Origin of the sequence: Proteus hauseri ATCC 700826, from assembly GCF_001654965.1 — a bacterium.
Taxonomy (GTDB): domain Bacteria; phylum Pseudomonadota; class Gammaproteobacteria; order Enterobacterales; family Enterobacteriaceae; genus Proteus; species Proteus hauseri.
Genome location: NZ_LXEV01000029.1, coordinates 1 through 25,917, shown reverse-complemented (window position 1 = coordinate 25,917; position 25,917 = coordinate 1). Strand labels below are relative to the sequence as shown.

Sequence of the window (25,917 nt, the reverse complement as noted above, 5' to 3'; positions counted from 1 at the left end):
TCGCGGATCACTTTTTTAACAGCAATAATTTTTAGGTATTCCCTGTATATACGGGGACAATTAAATTGTTACACAATATAATTATATTAAGTGTTTTTTAACAAAATAATCACATCCAGAAGGTTTTTGGGCTATACATAAACTGAGTTCTAAAAATATAAACAGGGGAAGATCTAATTTTAAGTATTAAATTAAGAAAATAGTTGCTATTCATTATAGACTTTAAATTATAAAAATTAGTGATTAGGTAGATATGAATACAGACTATTATAATTATTGGGGTAAATTTAAATCAGATAATAATAATGAATATTATCACTTACTTCCTTATCATAGTCTCGATGTGGCTGCTGTTGGTGCAATATTATTTTCAGCAGATACAAAGATAGTAAAAGATATTGCTAATTTTTTGCAGATTAGCCCCAAAAGCTTTTCTAAATTATTTTTATTAATACTTTCTCTTCATGATATCGGTAAGTTTTCATCGTCATTTCAATATATTAATCAAAATATCATCGATAAAAACCAAGTTCCTGAAAGTAGATTTTCTTACGATGGAAAAAATTATCGTCATGATCGTTTGGGTTATTATTTTTGGAAAAAAATAGAACAAACGATTTTCTCTTTAATAATACCTGATAGGGATTATAATCAACGTAAACTATCAAAAGGTTTTTTGGTAATTATTGAAACAGTATTAGGGCATCACGGTAAGCCAATTAATACAAATGATATTGATTATATGGAAAATTTTATCCATAAAAATAATGAAATTGCAGCTGTTAATTTTTCTTATGATGTTTTTACATTATTTAATCCAAATATTTCAGCGGAGCTTTTTTATAATAAAGAATGGATGGGGCGATTAAAACAGATATCATGGCTTCTAGCTGGAATGGCAACACTTTCTGACTGGGTTGGTTCAAATAATGAATATTTCCCCTATTATAAAAATAAAATGCCATTATCTGAATATTGGCGATTAACTTTAAAGAATGCTGAAAAGGCCATATTATCCAGTGGTTTTAATCGAAATTATCAAATATCACCTTTTATTTCCGTTGAGCATCATTTTGGTTATAAACCGACCCCATTACAGCAATGGGCTGAAAAAGTACCAATAAATGAACATCCCCAACTTTTTATATTAGAAGATACGACTGGTGCAGGAAAAACAGAAGCTGCATTAACATTAGCTCATCGATTAATGGAAGCTGATGCTGCTGATGGATTTTATTTTGGTTTACCTACTATGGCAACTTCAAATGCCATGTTCTCAAGAATAGTCAATTATTATACGAATATATTCGATAAAAATAGCCAAGCACCAAGTATTGTACTTGCTCATGGTGCTAGCATTATGAATGAACAATTTACAAGTATAATTCGAGACGGTAACGAACAATATAATAGCAAAGATAACACCGCATCAGCCCAATGTTATCAGTGGTTATCAGACTCTCGCAAGAAAGCACTATTAGCAACAATAGGTGTTGGAACTCTTGATCAAGCGCTATTGGCTATGCTACCTCGAAGGCACCAATCTTTAAGATTATTAGGATTAAATAGAAAAGTTATCATTTTTGATGAAATTCACTCAGCAGATGAATTTATGTTTGAAATTATTGAACATTTATTATCGGCGCATTTATATCAAGGTGGTTCTGTCATTTTATTAACGGCAACTTTGTCACTTAAACAAAGACAACGAATTATTAATAGTTGGTTTGATGCACTTAATCAACCACCACAAATGATACAGTCAAAAAATTTTCCATTAGCAACACACTTAACTTATTTTCCAGAAGTCAAAAAGATGGAATATCCTTTAGAAAGTAGAAAAGAAGTTAGTCGAAAAGTAAAAGTTGAAATAATAAATGAAGAACAAGATTGTATCCATATTATAATAAATGCAATAAAGAATGGAAACTGCGTTGTTTGGATTAGAAATACCGTTAATGATGCGATAAAAGCATACCATGATATAAATAAAATATTACCTGAAAATAGAGATAATTGTTTATTATTTCATAGCCGTTTTACATTACAAGATAGAAAAATACGTGAAGCACAAGTATTAAATATTTTTGGAAAATTGAGTACCGCTAAACAAAGAAAAGGCGCAGTATTAATTGCTACTCAAGTTTTTCAAGAAAGCTTAGATGCCGATGCAGATATTATGATTTCAGATATTTGTCCTATTGATGATCTTATTCAACGCTCAGGGCGACTACATCGACATACACGCACAGTAACTGGTGATTATACACCAACAGGACAAGATAAACGTACAGCGCCTATTTTATATCTACATGCCCCTTTATTTACTAACGACCCACCAAGTAATTGGCTTTCACAACGTTTTTCATCAACCGAGGCTGTGTATCGTTCTCCAGGTCGTTTGTGGTTAACATTAAAAAGCCTAATTCAATTAGGTGAAATTAAAATGCCGCAACAAGCACGGCAATTAATTGAATCGGTTTATAGTGATAATGCTTATGATCAAATTCCACAGTCGTTAATTCGACAAGAAAATAATAATTTAGGTGAACAAAAAGCAAAAATAGTAAAAGCAAAAATTCAACTATTAAAACTAAATAAAGGTTACAGTGAAGAAAGTTCCGAATTCTGGACAGAAGATCACTATGATATCAGTACGCGATATAGTGATATTGAGATTGCAAATATTCTTTTACTCAAAAAAGTAGAAAATAATTATATTCCTTGGGTAGAAGATACCCATTTTTCTATTGCATTAAGTACAGTGAAAATTGCGAAGCATAAATATGCTGATAAGCTTGCTACTGTAACTGAAAATATAAAAGAAAAGATAAATAATCAATATCCACAAACACGATATTTACAGTTGTGGATCCCTGAAGAAGATACTCATTATCAATATGATCCTCTAATCGGTTTTAGTGAAAGACAGGAATTGTCATGAATATTATTAATCAACCTTGGTTGCCTTTTCGTTTTCGTAATGGCGATATTAAAACCCTTCCTATCTCAGCTATTTCTCATCCTGATATTATCGACTTTTCTTTAAATAGAGCCGATTTTCAAGGTGCTGCGTATCAATTTGCAATTGGATTGTTGCAAACGGTATTTGCGCCAGAAGATGAAGATGAATGGGAAGCGTATTTTGAAACGCCACCTTCAAATGAAAAATTAAAAATAGCATTTGATAAAGTCGCCCATGCTTTTAATGTAACAGGTGATGCGCCTTTATTTATGCAGGATTTTTCTTCATTAGAAGAGCAAAAGAATATATCTATAGCTCAATTATTAATTGATGCACCGGGTGAAAATGGAATAAAACAAAATACTGATCATTTTATTAAACGGGGTGTTGCCGATGTAATGTCATTAGAAATGGCAGTATTGGCACTGTTTACGTTACAAATAAATGCTCCAAGTGGAGGACAAGGTCATAGAGTTGGTTTAAGAGGCGGAGGACCTTTAACTACCTTAATACTACCCACTGATGAGAATTCTACATTATGGCAAAAATTATGGCTAAATATTATTAATCGTGATTTTTGGCAATATGATGATCCTAATTTTCGTGATGGTAGTGTTTTCCCTTGGTTGAGCCCACTTAATTTAAAAGAGGGAATGGGAGAAAAAGTTTACCCTAATGATGTTCATCCTCTCTATATGTATTGGGCAATGCCTCGTAGAATAAGGTTACAAGTAGAAAATAAGTCTGCAACTTGCCAAATTAGCGGTGAACATAGCAATATTACCGTTCAATACTATTTAACTAAAAATTACGGTTTAGATTATCAAGAAGGATGGTTACATCCATTAACACCATATTATTGGGATCCTAAAAAGCCTGAAACTCTCCCTAATTCAATAAAAGGAAGGCAGGGAGGAATTCATTATAATCTTTGGGATAGATTGCTATTATCAAGTAGTGAAAATGGGCAAAAATGTGCCACGGTTGTTAGTCATTATTTAAAGCTGTATCAATTATTAGAATTAACGAGGAAACCTCGGCTACTTATCTTTGGGTACGACATGGATAATATGAAACCACGAGGATGGTATGCTTTAGAAATGCCTATTTTTCATGTGGAAGATAATTATCATAATAAAATAATTAATGAAATAAAACTTATTCAATTATTGACAGTTGAATGTTTGAAAAGTTTAAGAAATCAAATAAAAGCAGCATGGTTTGATCGACCTAAAGATATAAAAGGTGATCTTAGCTTTATTGATTTAACCTTTTGGCAAAGAAGCGAAAATATATTTTTTAACACCGTAGAAAATATTATTGAACAAACAAAAAAAGATGATTTTTTAACGCCTGAACAAGCTAAGTCTTGGCTAAATAGTATAAGAAATATTTGTTTTTCGATCTTTGATGAATATGCCTTATCTGCATTAGGAACCCAAAAAGCAATAAGTGGAACTATTAAGGCCAGACAAAATTTAGTCAGAGATCTTTATGGTAATAAAAAAATAAAAAGCTTTGTTACAGACTTTAAAATCACTAAAAAAAATGGAGAAGAACATGGGGTTTTATAAATCAGATAATATTACTCTGTATAGCCATCCTGAATTACAAACTATCGTATTACGGTGGTGGGAAAGTCTATTTTTATCGCCAGATGAATTAAGAAAAAAAGGTATTGCACCAGCACCTAGCCGATATAAAGCAGAGCTAAAGCGTTGCGAATCTATTACTGCGATTATGCTAACGGAAGGGTTCCGTTCTTTGTGGCTTAGTTTTCCTCCTGATTTAATTAATCAAGCCAAAACTGAAGATATTGAGCGTTGGGCAACTATTGTAGCGGTGTTGGTTTATATTACTCAAAATAGTGATAAACATTTTGCTACGGTGGCGGGTGAAAAAGATGACAGCAAAAAATCAATAATTAGTGAGTCACGCTTTTTACAGCTTCAATCCTCGCGTACCCATGATGAATTTATAAGACGTCTAAGACGAATTTTAATTCAAATTAAAGGGAAAACAGATGTCTTACTAATGAGTAAAGATATTGAAAAATGGGTTTTAGAAAAGCAAAAAATACGCTCTGTTCAAACCAATAAGCAAATTATTGTTGAGTGGGCTATGAAATATTATCAAGCAGCGATTTAAACATTTTAATAAAGTTAAAAAGGATAGAGACAATGAGCCAATTTATTCAATTACATATTCTTACTTCTTATGCCCCTTCTAATTTAAATCGTGATGACTTAGGTCGACCAAAAACTGCAAGAATGGGAGGATTTGAGCGTTTAAGAATAAGTTCACAAAGTTTAAAACGTCACTGGCGAACTTCTGAATTATTCGATACTGCACTTTCTGGCAATATAGGGATCCGTACTAAGCAATTTGGATTACAAATTTATGATGAATTGGTTAAGGGCGGTATTACTGAAAAAAATGCTAAAAAGTGGACAGAGTTGATGGTTGATCAATATGGCAAATTAAAAAAAGACAGTATTGAAACTGAACAGCTTGTTCATATAAGTCATTTTGAAAAAGAGAAAATATTTGATTTAATAAAATTACTTATTGAAGAACAGAGGGAACCAACAAAAGAAGAGTTAGATAATTTAAAATTAACTAAAACATCTGTAGATATTGCATTATTTGGTCGAATGTTAGCATCTGCCCCAAAATATAATGTTGAAGCTGCTTGCCAAGTTGCTCATGCAATTAGTGTTCATAGTGCGGTTGTTGAAGATGATTATTTTACGGCGGTAGATGATTTAAATGATGGTAAAACAGATACAGGATCTGCTCATATTGGTGAAATGGGATTTGCCGCTGCACTTTTTTATAGTTATATCTGTATTAATAAAACGCAGTTAATTGAATCTTTAGAGGGAAATGAAGAGCTCGCAAATAAAGCCATTCAAGCTTTAACTGAAGTTGCTATTAAAGTTTCTCCAACAGGTAAACAAAATAGTTTTGCCTCCCGTGCCTACGCTAGTTATGTTTTAGCAGAGAAAGGGAATTATCAGCCTCGCTCTTTATCTGTGGCATTTTTAAAGCCTATTGATGATGAAGATATGGAGTTTTCTGCAATCACTGCATTAAATCAACGTATGGAAAATTTTGATAAAGTTTATGGTGCTTGTGCGGATTCTCGTTACCAGTTAAATGTTGCGCAAGGCGAAGGCTCGCTCTCTGAATTATTGCAATTTGTCGCTGAATAATAAGGAGATATTATGGCTGAATATCTCGTATTTCGACTTTATGGGCCTCTTGCTAGTTGGGGATTACCTGCTGTTGGTGGCGATAGGCAAACTGGGCTTGCGCCATCACGTTCAGCTATTTTAGGTTTTCTTGGCGCAGCATTGGGAATTAAGCGAGAAGATGAACAATCACTCGTTCAATTGCAGCAAAGTATTTTAGTAGCAGTAAAGCAGATTGTACCCAGTACTTTATTGAGAGATTTTCATACCGCTCAAGTACCTTCTGCACGCAAAAATATAATACATTCCACTCGACGTAGCGAATTAGCTGAAAAAGATCTGAATACTGTTTTATCTAATCGAGATTATCGATGTGATGCTGTATGGATTATTGCAATTAAGTTAACTCAACATTCAAAATACACATTAGAACAACTTAAAACAGCATTACTAATGCCTACTTATATATTAAGTTTAGGTCGTAAAGCTTGCCCATTATCTTTACCAATGATGCCTCAAATTGTAGAAACTGAGCAATTACGAGAAGCTTTAGATACAACGTTTCCCGCAATTATGTCTTCTGATAAAGCAGATAATTTTTGGTTTAGCTCAGATGGATGGGTAACTTATTATTGGGAAGGTAATAGCCAAGATATTACTGGCAAAAATATAATGACTTTGCACCCGTGGGATGAACCGGTAAATAGGCAGCACTGGCAATTTCGTCAACGCGAAATGTACCAAATGAGTGTAAAAAAGGAGGGTGAATAATGTACTTATCTAGGGTTACGATAAGAGGGTCTTCTGATTACTTACACTCATTACTAACCAATGAACAGCAGGCTGGATATGCGATTCATCAGTTATTGTGGCAATTATTTACTGAGGAATCTGAACGTTCATTTTTATATCGAGTAGAAATAGAGAAAAATGGAATACCTATTTTTTATCTACTTTCTTCTGTAGCACCCACTATTCAACATCGTTTTTTTAAAATAGAAACCAAACCTTTTTTACCTAAATTGAATACAAAAATGAAATTAGCTTTTTCTTTAAGAGCAAACCCTACGGTTTGTATTACAGATAAAGAAGGAAAACGACATCGTCATGATGTGCTTATGCATGCTAAAAAGCAGGCTCAATTAAGTGATAATAATTATAATAAAGACGATATTCAAAATTTAATGCAACAAGCTGCATTAAATTGGATAAGTTCTGAAGAGCGTTTAAATAAGTGGGGGATCTCACTAAATCATTTACCAGATATTAGAGCATATACACCTGAACGTATTAAAAAAGCATCAGGAAAAATAATGGCTTTTTCTTCTGTTGATTATCAAGGTACGCTTACAATAGAAAATCCAACGCTATTTTGGCAACAATATCAACAAGGATTTGGTAGAGCAAAAGCTTTTGGTTGTGGATTAATGCTAATTAGGATTATTTAAATGGCGTTTATTCCATTAAAACCGATTCCAATTAAAGATAGGCATTCAATGATTTTTATTGGGATGGGAAGAATCGATGTAAAAGATGGTGCATTTGTTGTTATCGATGAAGTTAATGGCGAAAGGATGCTTATTCCGGTTGGTTCATTAGCCTGTATTTTACTTGAGCCTGGAACTCGTATTAGCCATGCAGCGGTTAAATTAGCTTCTACAACGGGCACTCTATTAATATGGGTGGGTGAAGCAGGAGTTAGACTTTATTCTGTTGGACAACCCGGTGGCGCTCGTTCTGATAGATTACTTTATCAAGCAAAATTAGCCCTAGATAATGATTTACGGTTAAAAGTTGTACGTAAAATGTTTGAGCTTCGTTTTGGAGAGGCTGCACCATTAAAACGTAGTATTGATCAGCTAAGAGGAATTGAAGGGGCGCGAGTTAGAAAACAGTATCAAATGTTAGCTAAAGAATTTAACGTTGATTGGAAAGGTCGACGTTATGATCCTAAGGATTGGGAAGCGGGAGATATTATTAACCGCTGTATTAGTGCGGCCACAGCCTGTTTATATGGTGTAACGGAAGCCGCTATTTTGGCCGCAGGTTATGCACCAGCAATAGGTTTTTTGCATACAGGAAAGCCACTTTCATTTGTTTATGATATTGCAGATATTATAAAGTTTGATACCGTGGTACCTGTTGCTTTTAAGATTGCATCATATAAAGCAATTTCTCCTGATCGTGAAGTTCGCATTGCTTGTCGAGAAGCATTTCGTAAACATCAAACATTAAATAAGCTGATCCCTTTAATCGAAGAGATTCTTTCGGCTGGAGAAATTTTTCCTCCGGAGCCACCTTCCGATGCTCAACCTCCTGCAATTCCCCAAGCGCGGCCTTTTGGTGATGAAGGCCATAGAGAAAAATAGCAATGAGTATGATTGTGGTTGTAACTGAATCTGTACCTCCTCGATTACGAGGGCGATTAGCGGTGTGGTTATTAGAAGTTAGGGCTGGTGTTTATATAGGTCATGTTTCCTCACGAATAAGAGAAATGATTTGGCAAAAAAATCAATGAGTTAGCTGAAAATGGTAATGTAGTTATGGCATGGGGAACAAATACTGAATCAGGCTTTGATTTTCAAACATATGGAGAAAATCGCCGTGAACCTGTTGACTTTGATGGCTTAAGATTAGTGTTATTTAAACCGCTAGAAGATGATGAATAATAGTTGGTAGAAATAAAAATGTTTTTTTATTTATTTAAATCAATCGGATATATTTAGAGTGTTCCCCGTATACACGGGGATAAACCGCATACTGACTAATTTTTTCACATAAATGATGAGTGTTCCCCGTATACACGGGGATAAACCGTTATCGAGGTCTCTTTGTCGTTTATCTGGTGGGTGTTCCCCGTATACACGGGGATAAACCGTAGGTTTGATGGGCTTCAATGCTTGATGGTGTGTGTTCCCCGTATACACGGGGATAAACCGTACCAGAACCATCATAAAATGTTGTGGTATATGTGTTCCCCGTATACACGGGGATAAACCGAAGAATACGACAACATCATGAAGCAAGATGATGTGTTCCCCGTATACACGGGGATAAACCTGATGGTTTACGGATTGTGAGAGAGATACAACCGTGTTCCCCGTATACACGGGGATAAACCGCACGTGCTCGTGGCATTCCAACAATGGGTAGTGTGTTCCCCGTATACACGGGGATAAACCGATACTGACCAGGACGTTTATTACCCCCGTAATGTGTTCCCCGTATACACGGGGATAAACCGGTCTACCACCAAATAATCTTTTGGCTTCATCAGTGTTCCCCGTATACACGGGGATAAACCGTTTTAACCTCGATAGTTCAGCCATATTTTCTAGTGTTCCCCGTATACACGGGGATAAACCGCTCTGGTCTGTTTGCTGTGCTGATAGCCCTTGGTGTTCCCCGTATACACGGGGATAAACCGAAACAGTTTCTATCGTTGGTGACTACCGCATTGTGTTCCCCGTATACACGGGGATAAACCGGGTATTTCTTGATCATCCCAATCTTGAGGCGGGTGTTCCCCGTATATACGGGGATAAACCACATTTATATAGAAATCAAAATTAGAGATATCCTTTTCTCATTAAGTCCTATTTTCTTTCCTTGGTTACTTACAACCCTTATCTCCATTTTTTGTCATTGATAGCTTAATTTAATATCTAGAGCTGATAATGAAAAACTAACTAATTATTCTAATAAAATTACGATAAATCCATTTATGTCTTGTTTTTTAAAGAAATAGACACATTTATTTTAAAAAAGTAACAAGTGAATTTATATGTTTATTTTATGAATAAAAATACTTATTATTCTTGGTGAATATTCACTGTGTGTATATTTTCGTGCCTAATTAATTACAACAAAATAATTGGTTCAAGGTTTTACATCACAATCACTAAGGAAAAATAAGATGTCTTTTGGTTTACGATATCTTGCGTTGGTACCTCTTTTGGTTATCACTGCTTGCCAACAACCTATTAATCACAATCCATCTGTAACACAAACAGCGCAGGTTCAACCTGTGATTGTTAATAACTCATGGATTGAAATCTCACGTAGTGCACTTGATTTTAATGTGAAAAAAGTCCAATCATTGCTAGGCGATAAATCTTCTCTTTGTGCGGTATTAAAAGGAGATGCTTATGGTCACGATTTGTCACTTGTTGCCCCCGTAATGATTGAAAACAATGTGCAATGTATTGGTGTAACCAATAACCAAGAGTTAAAAGAAGTACGTGATTTAGGTTTTAAAGGGCGTTTAATGCGAGTTCGTAACGCAACAGAGCAAGAGATGTCTCAAGCCACTGCTTATGATGTAGAAGAGCTGATTGGTAATCTCGATATGGCAAAAAGATTAGATACTATTGCGAAACAACAAAATAGAATTATCCCAATTCATTTGGCGTTAAATTCGGGTGGTATGTCACGTAATGGCTTAGAAGTAAATAACCAAGCAGGGCTTGAAGAAGCGCAGCAAATCGCGCAATTATCCAACCTAAAAGTGGTTGGCATTATGTCTCATTACCCAGAAGAAGATGCTGATAAAGTGAGAGAAGATCTTACTCGTTTTAAACAGCAATCACAGAAGGTAATTGATGTAACAGGGTTAAACCGTAACAATATTACACTGCATATGGCAAATACCTTTGCAACCATTACGGTTCCTGAATCATGGTTAGATATGGTTCGTGTTGGTGGTATTTTCTATGGTGATACTATCGCGAGTACAGATTACAAACGCGTAATGACATTTAAATCGACCATTGCTTCAATCAATAATTATCCGAAAGGTAATACAGTTGGTTATGATCGTACTTATACCTTAAAACGTGACTCTGTTTTAGCGAATATTCCTGTAGGTTATGCAGATGGTTATCGCCGTGTATTTAGTAATGCAGGACATGCTTTAATTGGTGGGCAACGTGTGCCTGTATTGGGCAAAACATCAATGAATACTGTAATTGTAGATATTACTGATATTAAAAATATTCAGCCGGGTGATGAAGTTGTGTTCTTTGGCAAGCAAGGTAATAGCGAAATTACCGCAGAAGAAATTGAAGATATCAGTGGTGCACTATTTACTGAGATGTCGATTTTATGGGGCGCAACTAATCAACGGGGATTAGTTGATTAAAGCAGGGTACTTGTTCACCAAACGAAACAACATGTTATAAAAAATTGTGGGGGAAAATTTCCCCACAAAGCTATTTATCGCAAGGTAAAGTCGCTTGAACCACTGTATGACGACAACGAATATTGAAAGAACATAATCTTTCATGCCTAAGTGATGATAAACACAGTGCTGTAATACATATAGCCATCAGCTCTATTAGGGCAAATTTAGTCATTTCTTTTGGCTCTTCTTTATAAAGAAGAAAAATTGATGTTGTATGGCATTAAGACTGTCTCGCATTTTAGTTAAATAGGAACTGGGGTTTTCGTCTTTTTGGCTCTTGCAAATGCTTGAAATAAAATGATCCAAGCATTCACCTACATACCTATCGAAACTCACTTGATTCTTATCTTTTGCGAATAAAATAACGAAAATAAACCAATAGAATTTAAAGGTGATTTTCTTAGGTTTAATGTCTTAAAAAGAAAGAGGCAACTGATTATTTAGTTGCCTCTTTATGGCCTATTATATAAGTAAAAACAAATAGTTATTGGTTATCAGGTAGTCCATAGGCAACCAAGCTGTCACCCATTTTGGTTCCAAATGAACCATGTCCACCAGCCATAATCACAATATACTGTTTGCCATCAATAGAATAAGTCATCGGTGTCGCTTGCCCACCAGCAGGCAGACGCGCCTCCCATAACATTTTTCCGTTTGTGACATCAAAAGCTCGAATATAGTTATCTTGTGAAGCGGCAACAAACATAACATTACCGGCTGTAGATATTGCTCCTCCTAGTCCAGGAACGCCAATTTTTAATGGAGGAAGTTCCATAAGGTTAGGTAGACTATCGCGAATAGTGCCGAAACGTTGTTTCCAGACAAGTTGATTTTTTTCTAAATCGACACCCGCAACAAAGCCCCAAGGCGGCTGTTTACAAGGCAAACCTAGTGGTGATAAGAAAGGATGAATATCAACACTATAAGGTGTTCCTGTCATAGGTTGTAAACCTTGTTCTCCGTGACCACCTTCTATTACATTTTTATCATTGGGATCTTTTAAATAGAGTTTTGAGATAAAAGGTAGCGTAATAAAATTCATCACGGCGACTTGTCTATCTTGGTTAACCGAGATCCCGCCCCATTCAAAAATACCTAAGTTTCCAGGGAAAACGAGGGTGCCGTTTTCTGATGGTGGCGTATAAATCCCCTCATAATTGAGTTGATTAAAAGCGATACGGCATAACAGCTGATCAGCCATTGTGCCGCCCCACATATCAGACTCTTTCAACTTATTTTCTGGCGCTAAATTAAGTGCTGAAAAAGGCTGAGTTGATGAATAATGTTCACCTTGTGTTTGTGGCCCTAATTTCACTGTGGTCGGAACATCTTTTTCAGTGATGGGTACAATAGGTGAACCATCACGTCTATCAAGCACAAAAACATTCCCTGTTTTAGTTACTGCATAAATAGCAGGGATAACTTCATTTTTATCTGTTTTAATATCGACTAATGAAGGCTGCGATGGCACATCCATATCCCAAAGATCATGATGAGTTGTTTGGAAATGCCATACTAGCTCACCTGTCGAGCCTTTTAATGCCACGATAGAATTTGCATAACGCTCTTTTAACGGGTGACGGTCACCTCCCCAAATATCGGGCGTACCAACACCTGTTGGAATATAGACCACATCAGTTTGAGCATCATAAGCTAAAGGTGCCCATGCATTCGGTGAGTTGTGAACAAACTCTGTTGATTCACCTGGCATGGTATTAGGATCTTCAGCACCAGTATCAAATATCCACATTAATTGACCGTTATTAACATCATAACCACGGATCACGCCAGAAGGCTCTTTAGTCGAAAGGTTATCAGTGACAGAACCTCCAATAATAATTGTATTTCCTGTCACAATAGGTGGAGACGTTGGATTATAACCACCAAGGTACGCATAAGGCATTGAGGTTAACAGATTGATTTCACCCTCAGTGCCAAAGTCACGGCAAACATCTCCTGTTTGGGCATTTACAGCGATTAGACGACCATCATTAACGGGTAAGAAGACTTTTTGAGGACACTCAGTTGAAGCGATAGGCTGACGCTCTTCAATACTTTTTGCAAATTCAGCTGTATTTTTTTGATCATAATAAGCAACACCACGGCATGTCATATGCTGAAAGCTTTTGTTGTATTGTAATTTAGAATCGAAACGCCATTTTTCTTTACCTGTTGCGGGATCAAGACTGATTAAGTATTGATGAGGTGTACAGAGGAAAAGATTATCATCAATTTTAATTGGCGTGACTTCGTTTGTTATTTCGACTGCATCATCAGGTCTTTTTTCATCCTTTGTATGGAATGTCCATTTTTCCACCAGTTTATCAACATTATCGCTGTTAATTTGAGTCAGTGGTGAATAGCGAACTCCTGCCTGTGTCCTACCATAAGCAGGCCAGTCATTATCACTTATTCCTACTGGTGAGTGATTAACATCGGGTTGACTTCGGCTAAATTGTCCATCAATAGCATGTGGATCAGTAAACATACTTCCCAAAATAATGACTAATGTCGCTGCCAAAAGAGTCAGCAAGCTGATTTTATTTATGCGACAAGCGTAAGCATTTTTTATAGAGAGGAAAGGAAGCAGGAGTAAGCCGAGTATAAATACAATATCTAGCCGAGGGGAAAGAGCCCAAAAATCAAATCCAGATTCCCAAATACTCCAGATAATTGTGGCTAAGAAGAGAAGGTTAAACAATAACAATGTGAGCTTTTTTTGTTTCCAAAAACAAGCAGCAATAATAAGAAGGATAACACCAGTAAAAAGATAAAAAGGTGATCCCCCTAATGAAACTAAATAACCGCCTAAAGCAGTAAAGTAGAGACCAAAGGCAATGAATATAATGAATATTATCCATCGATAAAGATTTGATATTTTCATAATGCCATATCCTATTTGGATTGAAGACTTACCATCGTATAAATAGAATAGACAATATTTAAGAGATCTACCGATTCATTGTGCTATTTGCGCTCTTTTTTAAGAGAAAAATATACATAATTTAATTTCCAGCTCATTATTTTTATTTAAATAAAATAACTTAAGATAATTATGAAATAAAAACGCCAGATAAAATTATCTGGCGTTTTTCTATTTGAAGCAAACTTCAATAATTATGCGTTTTCTTGCTGACTTGCTTGAATTGCAGTCAATGCAACGGTGTAGACGATATCATCGACTAGCGCACCACGAGAAAGGTCGTTAACGGGTTTACGCATACCTTGTAACATTGGTCCGATAGATACCAAGTCAGCTGAACGTTGTACCGCTTTATAAGTGGTGTTACCCGTGTTCAGGTCAGGGAAGATAAACACAGTTGCTTTACCCGCTACTGGTGAATTTGGTGCTTTAGATTTAGCAACATCAGCCATTACAGCGGCGTCGTATTGTAAAGGACCATCAATGATCAGGTCAGGACGTTTTTCTTGTGCTAAACGTGTTGCTTCACGTACTTTCTCAACATCGCTACCCGCACCAGAGTTACCAGTAGAGTAAGAAATCATCGCAACACGTGGGTCGATACCGAATGCAATTGCAGAATCAGCAGATTGAATAGCGATTTCTGCCAGTTGCTCTGCCGTTGGATCTGGATTAATTGCACAGTCACCATAAACATAAACTTGTTCTGGTAACAGCATAAAGAATACAGAAGAAACCAGTGAGCTACCCGGTGCAGTTTTGATTAACTGTAGTGGTGGGCGAATAGTGTTTGCGGTGGTATGAACAGCACCAGAAACTAAACCATCAACTTCACCTTTTTCTAGCATTAAGGTGCCAAGAACCACGTTATCTTCTAATTGTTCACGTGCAACAACTTCTGTCATACCTTTGTTTTTACGCAAATCAACTAAACGAGGTACATAGATTTCACGTACTTCTTTAGGATTAACGAGCTCGATACCCGTACCTAATTCAACACCCTGCGCTGCGGCTACGCGACGAATTTCTTCAGGATCACCTAACAGAACACAGGTTGCGATACCGCGTTCAGCACAAATAGAGGCTGCTTTAACTGTACGTGGCTCATCACCTTCTGGCAGAACGATACGTTTTTTCGCTTTACGAGCCAGTTCAGTTAATTGATAACGGAATGCTGGTGGTGATAAACGATTAGGACGCTCTGAGTTTGCAGTCAGCGAATCAATCCATTCTGTATTGATATGTTGAGCAACGTAGTTTTGAATTTTTTCAATACGTTCATGGTCGTCTGCTGGCACTTCTAAGCTAAAGCTTTGCAGATTTAAAGAAGTCTGCCAAGTATTTGCATTAACCATAAAAATAGGTAAGCCAGTTTCAAATGCACGTTCACAAAGCTGTTTGATTGGGGCATCGATTTGATAACCACCAGTCAGTAAAATAGCACCAATTTCAACGCCATTCATTGCAGCAAGACATGCAGAAACTAATACATCAGGACGATCCGCTGAAGTCACTAATAGTGAACCAGGGCGGAAGTGTTCTAACATATGTGGAATACTGCGAGCACAGAAAGTGACTGACTTAATACGACGTGTTTCGATATCGCCTTTATTAACGATGGTCGCATTTAAGTGCTTTGCCATATCCGTTGCACGGGTAGCAATTAAATCAAAGTTCCATGGAATACAACCGAGTAAAGGAAGTGGGCTGTTTTTCTCGATGGTTTGTAAATCTACATTTGAAATAGTTGCTTTGGTTGAATCATCAAAAATTTCTGATAAATCAGGGCGAGTACGGCCTTGATCATCAACGGGTGCGTTAAGTTTATTAACGATAACACCAGTAATATTTTGATTTTTAACACCACCGAATTCAGCACGCGCAAATTCGATACGTTCTTTTAATTGTTCTGCCGTGTTGTTACCTAATGCAGTAACAAAAACGATTTCAGCACCTAATGTTTTCGCAATTTCATAGTTTAATGATTGAGCGAAAGGGTGCTTACGCATAGGTACCAAACCTTCGATGAGAACAACTTCTGCATCAGCGGTGTTTTCATGGTATCTAGCAACGATCTCTTCCATCAGAACATCTTTTTGGTTTGAGCTGAGTAGCGACTCAACATAATCCATATTTAAAGGTTCTGAAGATTGAATTGTGGAGTGAGAGCGGATTATCGCCGTTGTTTGATCTAATGCGCCTTTTACACGAGGCTGTGCGATAGGCTTGAACACGCTAAGGCGAACGCCTTTTTGTTCCATAGAACGGATAACACCCAAGCTGACGCTGGTTAAACCTACGCGTGTATCTGTTGGGACTAGCATAATTGTACGGGACACGGAAACCTCTTTAAATATCGGTTGCTCGTTATGTAAAACAGTACTGCCAGCGTAAAAACTGGCAGTACATCAAAAAACTTAAGCAGTCAGACGGCTTGCGTCTTGAGCGATTACTAACTCTTCGTTAGTTGGAATAACAACAGCAAGACGGCTGTTATCGGTAGTGATAGTGCCTGATTTACCGAAACGAGCATCTAAGTTACGTTGATGATCAACTTCAAAACCTAACAGAGCCAGTTTTTTCAGAGAAAGTTCACGAACCATTGCTGCGTTTTCACCGATACCACCAGTGAAGATAATTGCATCTAAACGGCCTTCCATCAGTGCACAGTAAGAACCGATGTATTTAGCTAAACGATGGCAGTAAACGTCCATTGCACGTTTTGCATCAGCTTTAGTGTCGTAATTATCTTCTACATAACGGCAATCGCTAGTAACTTCAGTTAAACCTAACAGACCTGATTCTTTAGTCAGTAGTTTATTGATGTCTTCAACACTCATACCTAAAGCGTCGTGTAAATGGAATACGATAGCAGGGTCGATATCACCACTACGTGTACCCATTACTAAACCTTCTAGTGGAGTCAACCCCATAGAAGTATCAACACACTTACCGTTAACAATAGCAGAAACAGAACCACCATTACCTAAATGACAAGTGATTACGTTCAGTTCATCAACAGGTTTGTTTAACATTTTAGCGGCTTCACGAGAAACATAAAAATGGCTAGTTCCGTGAGCGCCGTAACGACGGATGCTGTGATCTTTATATAGGCTGTATGGCAGTGCATATAAATAAGCTTCTTCAGGCATTGTTTGGTGGAATGCGGTATCAAATACAGCAACCATTTTTTCAATTAAATGAGGGAAAGCTTTACGTGCTTCTTCGATACCAATAAGGTGAGCTGGGTTATGCAGTGGTGCAAACGGGATAGCTGCTTCGATACCTTGAATAACGTCATCAGTAATAATGACAGATTTAGTAAATTTCTCGCCACCGTGAACAATACGATGACCAATTGATGCGATTTGTGCAGAAAGCTCTGGTTTTTCAGCCAGAATAGTATTAACAATAAAGTTCAATGCTTCGCTATGGGCAGCACCGGCGCCTAAAGCCGCTTCGTGTTTCTGACCATCCATTTTCCACTTCAGGCGGGCTTCAGGTAGGTTGAAGCATTCAGCCAAACCTGAAAGGAATTCTTCACCATTTTCTGGGTTGATAATTGCAAATTTAAGAGAAGAACTACCGCAGTTCAGTACCAGCACCAGCTTACTTGACATGGAATTACCTATTTATCTTGTTGTCGTAGTGTCTTTTATATTATAAAGACGGTGGTTAATAAAACGTCAATCATAAAAGCCTATCGCATTACTATGATGACATTAATGACGCGCATCATGCTTAAAGTGAAAAACTTGATGCTAATTATAGTTGCCAATCATTAATTGGACGATTTTTATTCACCCGATGACGATCTTTAGTAAAATCGGCGAAAAAGGGTTGAAAATCACGCCGGCAAACAAAATATAGCGCTTTATTGCCACAAAGCTTTAGAATGGGCACAGGATACAGAGTAAAGGCAACAAAGACAAAATATACTTAATTCTACTAAAAGATTTTTATTCTTTATAGATATTTTTTAAAAGTTACAGAAGAAATTGATTGAGGTCATTATGAGCGAGCCGACAGTCACTCCCCCAGGCTTCTTTAAAAAGCTACGTTTGGGTAATGAGTATTTAAAAACCTGGCCGGTTGAAAAGCAATTAGCCCCTGTTTTTCCTGAAAATAGAATGGTAAAAGCAACGCGATTTGGTATTCGTTATATGCCACCTATCGCTATTTTTACTATGACATGGCAAATTGCATTAGGCGGTAACTTAGGGCCCGCGATTACAACCGCGTTATTTGCCTGTAGCTTGCCGATGCAAGGGTTATGGTGGTTAGGTAAACGAGCCGCGACACCGTTACCTGCAACGCTGCTACGCTGGTTTTTTGATATTCGTACTAAATTTGAACAAGCCGGCATTGCACTAGCACCGGTTGAACAAACGCCGACATATCTCTCTTTGGCAAAATTGCTCAAACGTGCTTTTAAACAGTTAGATCGTTCTTTTCTTGATGATGTGTAGACGTTTTGTCTCACTTCTTTGATTTACCCTCTAGCTTGCACCAAATACCCCCGTTGAGATCAAAAAACGGCGAGTTAGCACTACTCAATAGTTTTGATTAATGCCATGATCCTGCCAATAATTTCTTTGGAGAATAATGATGGAAATGACACACGCACAACGCCTGATCCTCTCTAATCAATACAAAATGATGACGATGATGGATCCTGATAACGCTGAACGTTATCGTCGCTATCAGACAATTATCGAACGTGGCTATGGTTTGCAATTACGCGAGCTTGATCGTGACTTCGATGAAATGTCAGAAGAGACTTGCCGTACCATTATTAACATCATGGAAATGTATCATGCTCTACAAGTGTCGCGTGACAACTTAAAAGAGTCTGACATGATGGATATTCGCCGTGTCGCATTTATGGGCTTTGATGCTGCGACAGAATCTCGCTATCTTAGTTATGTGCGTTTTATGGTAAACACAGAAGGGCGTTACACCCATTTTGATAGTGGTAGCCATGGATTTAACTCACAAACACCAATGTGGGAAAAATACCAAAGAATGTTAGCGGTATGGTTAGCTTGTCCTCGTCAATACCACTTAAGCGCAGTTGAAATTCAACAAATTCTAAATGCGTAATATAAGTGCGCAATAGTTAGCTCATCACTGCAAAGTAGAGATAAAAAATGTCAATCACATGTAAAGGTTTTCTGTTTGATTTAGATGGTACGTTAGTTGATTCATTACCTGTTGTTGAATATTGTTGGGCTTTGTTTGGTGAAAGAGTGGGAGTATCAACACAGGAAATCAATGACTATATTCATGGAAAACCTGCTATAGAGTCGATTCGCCATTTTATGCCTAATGCAAGTGAGCAAGAAATTACAGAAACCTTCCGCTGGCTAGAAAAATTAGAATCTACCCAAACGGAAGGTTTAGCGCCACTTCCTGGTGCGATAGCACTGATTAATCGCCTTAATGAGTTAAATATTCCTTGGGCAATTGTCACATCAGGCACAGTACCTATTGCGTCAACTCGCCAATCTGTTACTGGTATTCCTGAGCCAAAGCATTGGGTGACTGCTGAATGCATTAATAAAGGAAAACCTAATCCCGAACCTTATCTTTTAGGTGCTAAAAAACTGGGTTTATCGCCACAAGATTGTGTGGTGTTTGAAGATGCCGCCGCTGGAATTTACTCAGGATTAGATGCGGGTTGTCAGGTCATTGCAGTTCATGCCCCTGTTACACTTCCTCGTCGTAATGAGATTCATTTAATTATTGACTCATTAAAAGATATTCAAATCGAAAAGCAAGCTGAAAAAGTGATTATAAAGCACAAAAGTTAATCATTTATTTGATCTTACTAAAAGACTTATAGATGCAAAAATGGTCTACTTATCAATCTAGTGAATTGATGTCTTAACTTGTTTTCACTTATTGCTGACCGAGGCCATTTTGAATAGCGAATTGTTATGGGTTTTAAGCCTGCTATTGATAGCTATTGTCCTTTTTACGACCAACAAAATCCGCATGGATGTGGTCGCCTTACTTGTCATCATCGCATTTGTTCTTAGCGGTACACTCTCATTAAATGAAGCCACGGTAGGATTTAGTGATCCTAACGTATTACTTATTGCTGCTCTTTTCGTTATCGGCGAGGGATTAGTAAGAACAGGCGTTGCTTATCAAATGGGTGATTGGCTTGTTCGGGTTGCAGGCAGTAGTGAAATAAAAATGCTTGTATTGCTGATGATATGTGTTGCCGGTCTTGGTGCATTTATGAGTTCAACGGGCGTTGTCGCAATATTTATTCCTGTTGTTCTGAGTGTTGCTGCGCGAATGAAAACATCCCCTGGTCGTTTAATGATGCCGCTGGGTTTTGCGGGGTTGATTAGTGGATTAATGACCTTAGTGGCGACGCCGCCTAATATGGTGGTGAACAGTGAATTAGTCAGAGAAGGTTTACCAAGTTTTCAGTTTTTCTCCATTACACCCATTGGTATCGCCGTATTATTTGCAGGTATTCTGTATATGCTGGTGGTACGCCGGTGGCTAGGAAATAATGATAATGGTAAGCAAAAAGAGACTTATCGCCGGACTTTTCGTGATCTTATTCGTGACTATCGATTAGCAGGACGAGCTCGACGCTTGGCTATTCGAAAAGGTTCTCCTCTTGTTGGTCATTCACTAGATGAATTACATCTACGTTCTCGTTACGGTGCAAACGTTGTCGGTATTGAGCGCTGGAGGCGGTTTCGGCGAGTCATGGTCAGCGCAACAGGGGGCACGGAATTACGTGAACGTGACGTACTATTAGTCGATATGTCGGCAAGTGACGTCGATTTACGTGAATTTTGCCGTGAACAGATGTTAGAACCAATGGTATTACGCGGTGAATATTTTTCTGAACAATCTCGTGATGTTGGTTTAGCTGAAGTTTCGATGAACCCAGATTCTGAGTTATTAGGCAAATCATTAAGAGAAATTAAATTCCGTACGCGTTATGGCTTAAACGTCGTTGCTATTCGCCGTGAAGGCGGAGCATTACCGGGTAAAATTGTTGATGAGCCTTTACGATTAGGTGATGTGTTATTAGTGATTGGGGATTGGAAATTAATCCGCATATTATCAACTAAACCACGTAATTTTATTGTTCTTAACTTAGCGGCTGAAGTCGAAGCCGTTGCTCCTGCATCATCACAAGCACCTCATGCACTATTTTCGTTGGCGTTAATGGTGGCATTAATGGTGACAAATGAAGTCCCTAATTTTATTGCGGCATTAATTGCTTGTTTATTAATGGGCAAATTCCGTTGTATTGATATGGAAAGCGCTTATCGGTCTATCCATTGGCCAAGTATTATTTTAATTGTCGGAATGATGCCATTTGCGGCTGCTTTACAAAAAACGGGCGGTATTGAATTAATAGTCAATGGTTTAATGGATGTAGCAGGAAATGCTGGCCCTCAAGTTATGTTGGTGTGTTTATTTATACTGTGTGCATCAATTGGGTTATTTATTTCCAATACAGCAACCGCGGTATTAATGGCACCAATAGCCATAGCAGCAGCTAATCAAATGGAAGTTTCTCCACTGCCATTCGCTATGGTGATAGGCGTTGCTGCATCAGCGGCATTTATGACACCAGTTTCATCGCCTGTTAATACGCTAATTCTTGAGCCAGGTGGCTACAAGTTTGCCGACTTTATTAAAATTGGTGTGCCATTTACCATTATTGTGATGTTTATTAGTGTATTCTTAATTCCAATATTATTTCCTTTCTAAATATACATATTGTGCTGAAACGTCGTTTGTTAATTAATAAACGACGTTTTTTATTTATCTATCGATGATTTTTTATATGTCATATACTCCTTGTTGATTGATGTGTGTTTTTTAAAAATCTTTCTTAGAAAAAAAAGTATAGTCATATTGTTGAGTTAATAAATAATTTTAATAAGAGAGAAATATATAATGTGTGTAAATCTAATAAATAACCATGCATCCATTTCAAATGTAAGTGAAATTAATGAACCTGATAAATCTAATGAATCTCATGCAATTCATGATGGGATAAATGGCGTAGAAAATACGACTAAAGAATTTAAAGCTATTTCTGATATGGTTAAATCAGAAGAAACCAATAAAGTATTAATTAGTAATATAAAAGAGTTAAAAATAGAAAGGAATATTCAAGGTAAATTAACAACAAGAGTGAATAATAAAAACCTTATTTTTCAGAATGAATCCAATGAAAATATAACTAAAAGTGTTAGAAATGATTTAGATCAGATAAAACGGGCTGTTACTGATAATCCTGATTTTTTTACTCAACCGACCGATAATCATGATGATAATGAACTTTTTGCGAGTCAGGTATTATCGGATTATAATAATTTCACCTCATTAGCACCTGAGTTTCATAAGAAATCATCAAAGGCAATGACTGATTTTTCTATTTTATTAGAATTGCAAAATGCAGATGAGGCAATAATTTTTCATATATTAGAAAATAATGATAAGAATGGTTCTGTTTATGATGTAAAGAAGTATTTAAATAATAAGTACCAAGTATATACAGACGCTATAAAAAATAAATTAAATATTACTAACAGAAAGAAAAATATATTAAAAGTGATAACATCAAATAAGATTGATAAAAAAATAGAAGATCTTTTTGAACTTGTTAATGATTTTAAAAATAAAAATATCGTTAGAAAAGAAAGTGATTTAAATATACATGATATCTTCCAAAATGTTGCTGAAAATTATATTAATTATGCTGAAATTCATATTAATTTAGAGCAAGCCGAAAGCATTTTTGAAAAAATGATAAAAGACACAGGATTAGCTTTTGCTACCACATTAAAATCAGAACAGCGATTAGAGCAAGTTAATTTGGCAATTAACAAAACAATAGAGGATAAGAAAAAAACTCAAATAAATAGAAATGATATAATAAGGCTTGCTACGGGGAAAGTAAAAAGTGTTAATAGAAGTAATGTATTTATTAGAGGTATGAAAGGAATAAGAAATTTAGTTATTGGTAAAGATAATAGCAAAGTCGATAAACTAAATAAATTAACAGCAGGTTTGATCAACAGTTTTGAATCTAATACAGTAAGGATTTTAGCAGACAATATAAAGGAAATGGAAAAAAAGATAAATGAAGCGGCACCGGCAGCGGCAGTGGCAGCGGCACTGGCACTGGAACAGGCAAACAAAATAAAAGATGAAACAGAAGATGAAACAAAAACAGCTGAAGGAATAGAAACAGCAGGTGAAACAAAAATAGCAGATGAAACGGAAATAACAGATAAAACAGAAATAGAAGATAAAACAGAAATAGAAGATATGGATGATAAGAATATATCTTCTGACGAAAACAAAGTGAAAAATGAAGATTGATTCATATTATTAAATCAATAAAAATTAAATTGCAGTCTCAATTTTTAAGGTGAGTGATTATTGTTAGCACTCACCTTTCTATAAAAATGGTTCGCTTATTTACTCACTAATTTCATCTAGCGATAAACTAAACCCTGGCACAAATACCTTCATAAAATAATCCATTTCAGGGCTATGTCTTTCGGCTAAGGTTTTTTCTAACCGGTTTTTAGCTAAATTAAACTCACTATTGCCAGCAGCTAACTCTTCAAGGCATTTTAAATAGGCGCACAAGCTGTCTGCTTGTTTCACAATAAAGGTTTCTTCTTCACTATGTAATTGCTCATCAATCAGCGGGCGAAAATCTTCTTGCAGTTCTTCTGGTAGCATCTCAATTAATTTTTGCTGTGCGTATTTTTCGATTTTTTTATATTCGTGGGCAATTTGTGGGTTGTGATATTTAATAGGAGTGGGCATATCACCTGTAATAACTTCACTGGCATCGTGATACATCGCTTGTAATGCAATTCGCTCGGCATTGACATTGCCATCAAATTTACGATTTTTAATTACCGCCAAAGCATGAGCAACAAAAGCCACTTGTAAACTGTGCTCAGAAACATTTTCTTGGCGAATATTACGCATTAAAGGCCAACGAGTAATGAGTTTTAAACGAGAAAGGTGGGCAAAAAAGTAACTCATAATATCTCCCAATTGCGTGATTGAAGTGATTATTGTGAGGGGATAGGGCTATGATGTAAACGGTAATAGAAGAGAAAATAAAAAACGCAATATAACTGATTGTTATACTGCGTTTTATTTTAACTGAATAAATTTTATTGATGATAACCAGCAATAAAACGACCAAATTTTTGGATAGCCATATCTAAATCATCTTCACGAGGAAGGGTGACGATACGAAAATGGTCTGGGTGCGGCCAGTTAAAGGCAGTACCCTGAACTAACAGTACTTTTTCTTGTAACAGTAAGTCGAGGATCATTTTCTGATCATCTTTAATACTAAAGCGATTTAGGTCTATTTTAGGGAACATATACAACGCGCCCATAGGTTTAACGCAAGAAACCCCCGGAATTTGATTAATCAGTTCCCAAGCGCGGTTACGCTGTTCATATAAACGGCCACCCGGCAGAATAAATTCACTAATACTTTGATAACCGCCTAATGCTGTTTGAATTGCATGTTGCATCGGTACGTTGGCACATAAACGCATTGATGCCAGCATATCTAAACCCTCGATATAGCTTTTGGCATGTTTTTTAGGACCGTTTAATACCATCCAACCTTGGCGAAAACCAGCGACACGATACGTTTTTGATAGACCATTAAACGTCACGGTTAACAGATCTGGCGCCATTGCTGCAATAGAGTGATGCTCTGCATCGTCATAAAGAATTTTGTCATAAATTTCATCAGCGAAGATGATCAGATTATGTAGACGGGCAATCTCAACGATTTCCAGCAAAATATCTTTGCTATACACCGCGCCCGTTGGGTTATTTGGGTTGATGATAACAATACCGCGGGTATTTTTAGTGATTTTACTGCGGATATCATCTAAATCAGGAAACCAACCTTGTTGCTCATCGCACATATAATGTACGGCTGTACCGCCTGATAGAGAAACGGCTGCTGTCCAGAGTGGATAATCAGGCGCCGGCACTAACATTTCGTCGCCATCATTAAGCAAAGCTTGCATGGCTTGGACGATTAATTCAGAAACACCATTACCAATATAAATATCTTCAACGGTGACATCACGCATATCACGTGCTTGGTAGTGTTGCATAATGGCTTTACGTGCAGAAAAAAGTCCTTTGGAATCGCTATAGCCCTGTGAACTTGGCAGGTTACGGATAACATCAACCAAAATCTCGTCAGGGGCTTCAAAACCAAAAGGTGCCGGGTTACCGATATTGAGTTTTAATACTTTATTACCTTCTTCTTCCAGACGCTTTGCTTCTTGCAAAACCGGACCTCGAATGTCGTAACAGACATGATCGAGCTTATTTGATTTTTTAATCTGATTCATAGCACGTTTACCTAATAGGGTATGACTTATATTTACATAGAGACTACATAGTGACATTTCTGTTCATCTCGCTATCTCTATATAAAGATACAAATGAAAAGGCTGTCCCAGCAAAATAACTGCTCTATCACTCTACTCTTAGGTTACAAACTTTTGAAGATGTTGGGTAATTTTTGGTGTAAAAGGTCAGTTTATTCTTAGAATGTTATTTTGATGACTGATTGTATTGGTTAGATTGGTTGTATGTT

The 25,917-nt window shown here is 36.8% G+C and carries 18 protein-coding genes, 1 pseudogene and 1 CRISPR repeat array; of the genes and pseudogenes, 14 read left to right on the top strand and 5 right to left on the bottom strand.

Annotated features, from left to right (window positions below; all coding sequences use genetic code 11):
• Positions 1-253: 253 nt before the first annotated feature.
• The 9 genes and pseudogenes from M997_RS12725 (at position 254) to alr (ending at position 11,299) form a co-directional block, all read left to right on the top strand.
• Positions 254-2,944, top strand: a complete 2,691-nt coding sequence (locus M997_RS12725; RefSeq protein WP_064720488.1) for a CRISPR-associated helicase/endonuclease Cas3 — start codon at positions 254-256, stop codon at positions 2,942-2,944.
• Entirely contained in the window at positions 2,941-4,539 is a 1,599-nt protein-coding gene (gene casA / locus M997_RS12720; RefSeq protein WP_064720487.1) for a type I-E CRISPR-associated protein Cse1/CasA, read from the top strand. Before M997_RS12725 ends, casA begins: the two co-directional genes overlap by 4 nt.
• Positions 4,526-5,113 carry a type I-E CRISPR-associated protein Cse2/CasB gene (gene casB / locus M997_RS12715; RefSeq protein ID WP_082918442.1) on the top strand — a complete coding sequence of 196 codons (588 nt, stop codon included), beginning with the start codon at positions 4,526-4,528 and terminating at the stop codon, positions 5,111-5,113. Before casA ends, casB begins: the two co-directional genes overlap by 14 nt.
• A 32-nt stretch (positions 5,114-5,145) precedes the next feature.
• Positions 5,146-6,180 carry a type I-E CRISPR-associated protein Cas7/Cse4/CasC gene (gene cas7e, locus M997_RS12710; protein ID WP_064720486.1) on the top strand — a complete coding sequence of 345 codons (1,035 nt, stop codon included), beginning with the start codon at positions 5,146-5,148 and terminating at the stop codon, positions 6,178-6,180.
• 12 nt (positions 6,181-6,192) lie between these two features.
• Entirely contained in the window at positions 6,193-6,930 is a 738-nt protein-coding gene (gene cas5e, locus M997_RS12705) for a type I-E CRISPR-associated protein Cas5/CasD (RefSeq protein ID WP_064720485.1), read from the top strand.
• The gene (gene cas6e, locus M997_RS12700) at positions 6,930-7,607 is read left to right on the top strand and encodes a type I-E CRISPR-associated protein Cas6/Cse3/CasE (RefSeq protein ID WP_064720484.1); all 678 of its coding nucleotides are present in this window, start codon (positions 6,930-6,932) and stop codon (positions 7,605-7,607) included. Before cas5e ends, cas6e begins: the two co-directional genes overlap by 1 nt.
• Positions 7,608-8,528 (top strand): type I-E CRISPR-associated endonuclease Cas1e, encoded by a 921-nt coding sequence (gene cas1e, locus M997_RS12695; protein WP_064720483.1) that lies wholly within the window; start codon positions 7,608-7,610, stop codon positions 8,526-8,528. It begins immediately after the preceding gene.
• 2 nt (positions 8,529-8,530) lie between these two features.
• Positions 8,531-8,828: pseudogene (gene cas2e / locus M997_RS12690) on the top strand (type I-E CRISPR-associated endoribonuclease Cas2e).
• 58 nt (positions 8,829-8,886) lie between these two features.
• Positions 8,887-9,708: a CRISPR direct-repeat array (repeat unit 29 nt; unit sequence GTGTTCCCCGTATACACGGGGATAAACCG).
• A 367-nt stretch (positions 9,709-10,075) separates the two neighbouring features.
• Complete coding sequence (gene alr, locus M997_RS12685) at positions 10,076-11,299, top strand: alanine racemase (protein WP_064720482.1); 1,224 nt, start codon at positions 10,076-10,078, stop codon at positions 11,297-11,299.
• A 526-nt stretch (positions 11,300-11,825) separates the two neighbouring features.
• On the opposite strand, the gene M997_RS12680 is transcribed toward alr, so the two are convergent.
• From M997_RS12680 to ackA, 3 genes are all read right to left on the bottom strand, one after another.
• Positions 11,826-14,225 (bottom strand): membrane-bound PQQ-dependent dehydrogenase, glucose/quinate/shikimate family, encoded by a 2,400-nt coding sequence (locus M997_RS12680; protein ID WP_064720481.1) that lies wholly within the window; start codon positions 14,223-14,225, stop codon positions 11,826-11,828.
• A 233-nt stretch (positions 14,226-14,458) separates the two neighbouring features.
• Positions 14,459-16,603 carry a phosphate acetyltransferase gene (pta, locus tag M997_RS12675; RefSeq protein ID WP_064720480.1) on the bottom strand — a complete coding sequence of 715 codons (2,145 nt, stop codon included), beginning with the start codon at positions 16,601-16,603 and terminating at the stop codon, positions 14,459-14,461.
• Between the two features lie 78 nt (positions 16,604-16,681).
• Positions 16,682-17,884, bottom strand: a complete 1,203-nt coding sequence (gene ackA / locus M997_RS12670) for an acetate kinase (protein ID WP_064720479.1) — start codon at positions 17,882-17,884, stop codon at positions 16,682-16,684.
• A 393-nt stretch (positions 17,885-18,277) separates the two neighbouring features.
• Between ackA and yfbV the strand changes: the two genes are divergently transcribed.
• From yfbV to M997_RS12645, 5 genes are all read left to right on the top strand, one after another.
• Complete coding sequence (gene yfbV / locus M997_RS12665) at positions 18,278-18,733, top strand: terminus macrodomain insulation protein YfbV (RefSeq protein WP_064720478.1); 456 nt, start codon at positions 18,278-18,280, stop codon at positions 18,731-18,733.
• A gap of 139 nt (positions 18,734-18,872) precedes the next feature.
• Positions 18,873-19,367, top strand: a complete 495-nt coding sequence (locus M997_RS12660) for a YfbU family protein (protein WP_064720477.1) — start codon at positions 18,873-18,875, stop codon at positions 19,365-19,367.
• Between the two features lie 47 nt (positions 19,368-19,414).
• Positions 19,415-20,077, top strand: coding sequence for a sugar phosphatase (locus tag M997_RS12655; RefSeq protein ID WP_064720476.1), 663 nt, complete (start codon positions 19,415-19,417; stop codon positions 20,075-20,077).
• A gap of 109 nt (positions 20,078-20,186) precedes the next feature.
• Positions 20,187-22,016 (top strand): SLC13 family permease, encoded by a 1,830-nt coding sequence (locus M997_RS12650; protein WP_064720475.1) that lies wholly within the window; start codon positions 20,187-20,189, stop codon positions 22,014-22,016.
• Between the two features lie 189 nt (positions 22,017-22,205).
• On the top strand, positions 22,206-23,639 hold the full coding sequence (locus tag M997_RS12645; protein WP_064720474.1) for a hypothetical protein: 1,434 nt from the start codon (positions 22,206-22,208) through the stop codon (positions 23,637-23,639).
• A gap of 99 nt (positions 23,640-23,738) precedes the next feature.
• Here M997_RS12645 and yfbR read toward each other — a convergent pair whose 3' ends face one another.
• Positions 23,739-24,320, bottom strand: a complete 582-nt coding sequence (gene yfbR / locus M997_RS12640; protein ID WP_004243705.1) for a 5'-deoxynucleotidase — start codon at positions 24,318-24,320, stop codon at positions 23,739-23,741.
• Between the two features lie 134 nt (positions 24,321-24,454).
• Positions 24,455-25,669, bottom strand: a complete 1,215-nt coding sequence (locus M997_RS12635; protein WP_064720473.1) for a pyridoxal phosphate-dependent aminotransferase — start codon at positions 25,667-25,669, stop codon at positions 24,455-24,457.
• Positions 25,670-25,917 lie beyond the last annotated feature (248 nt).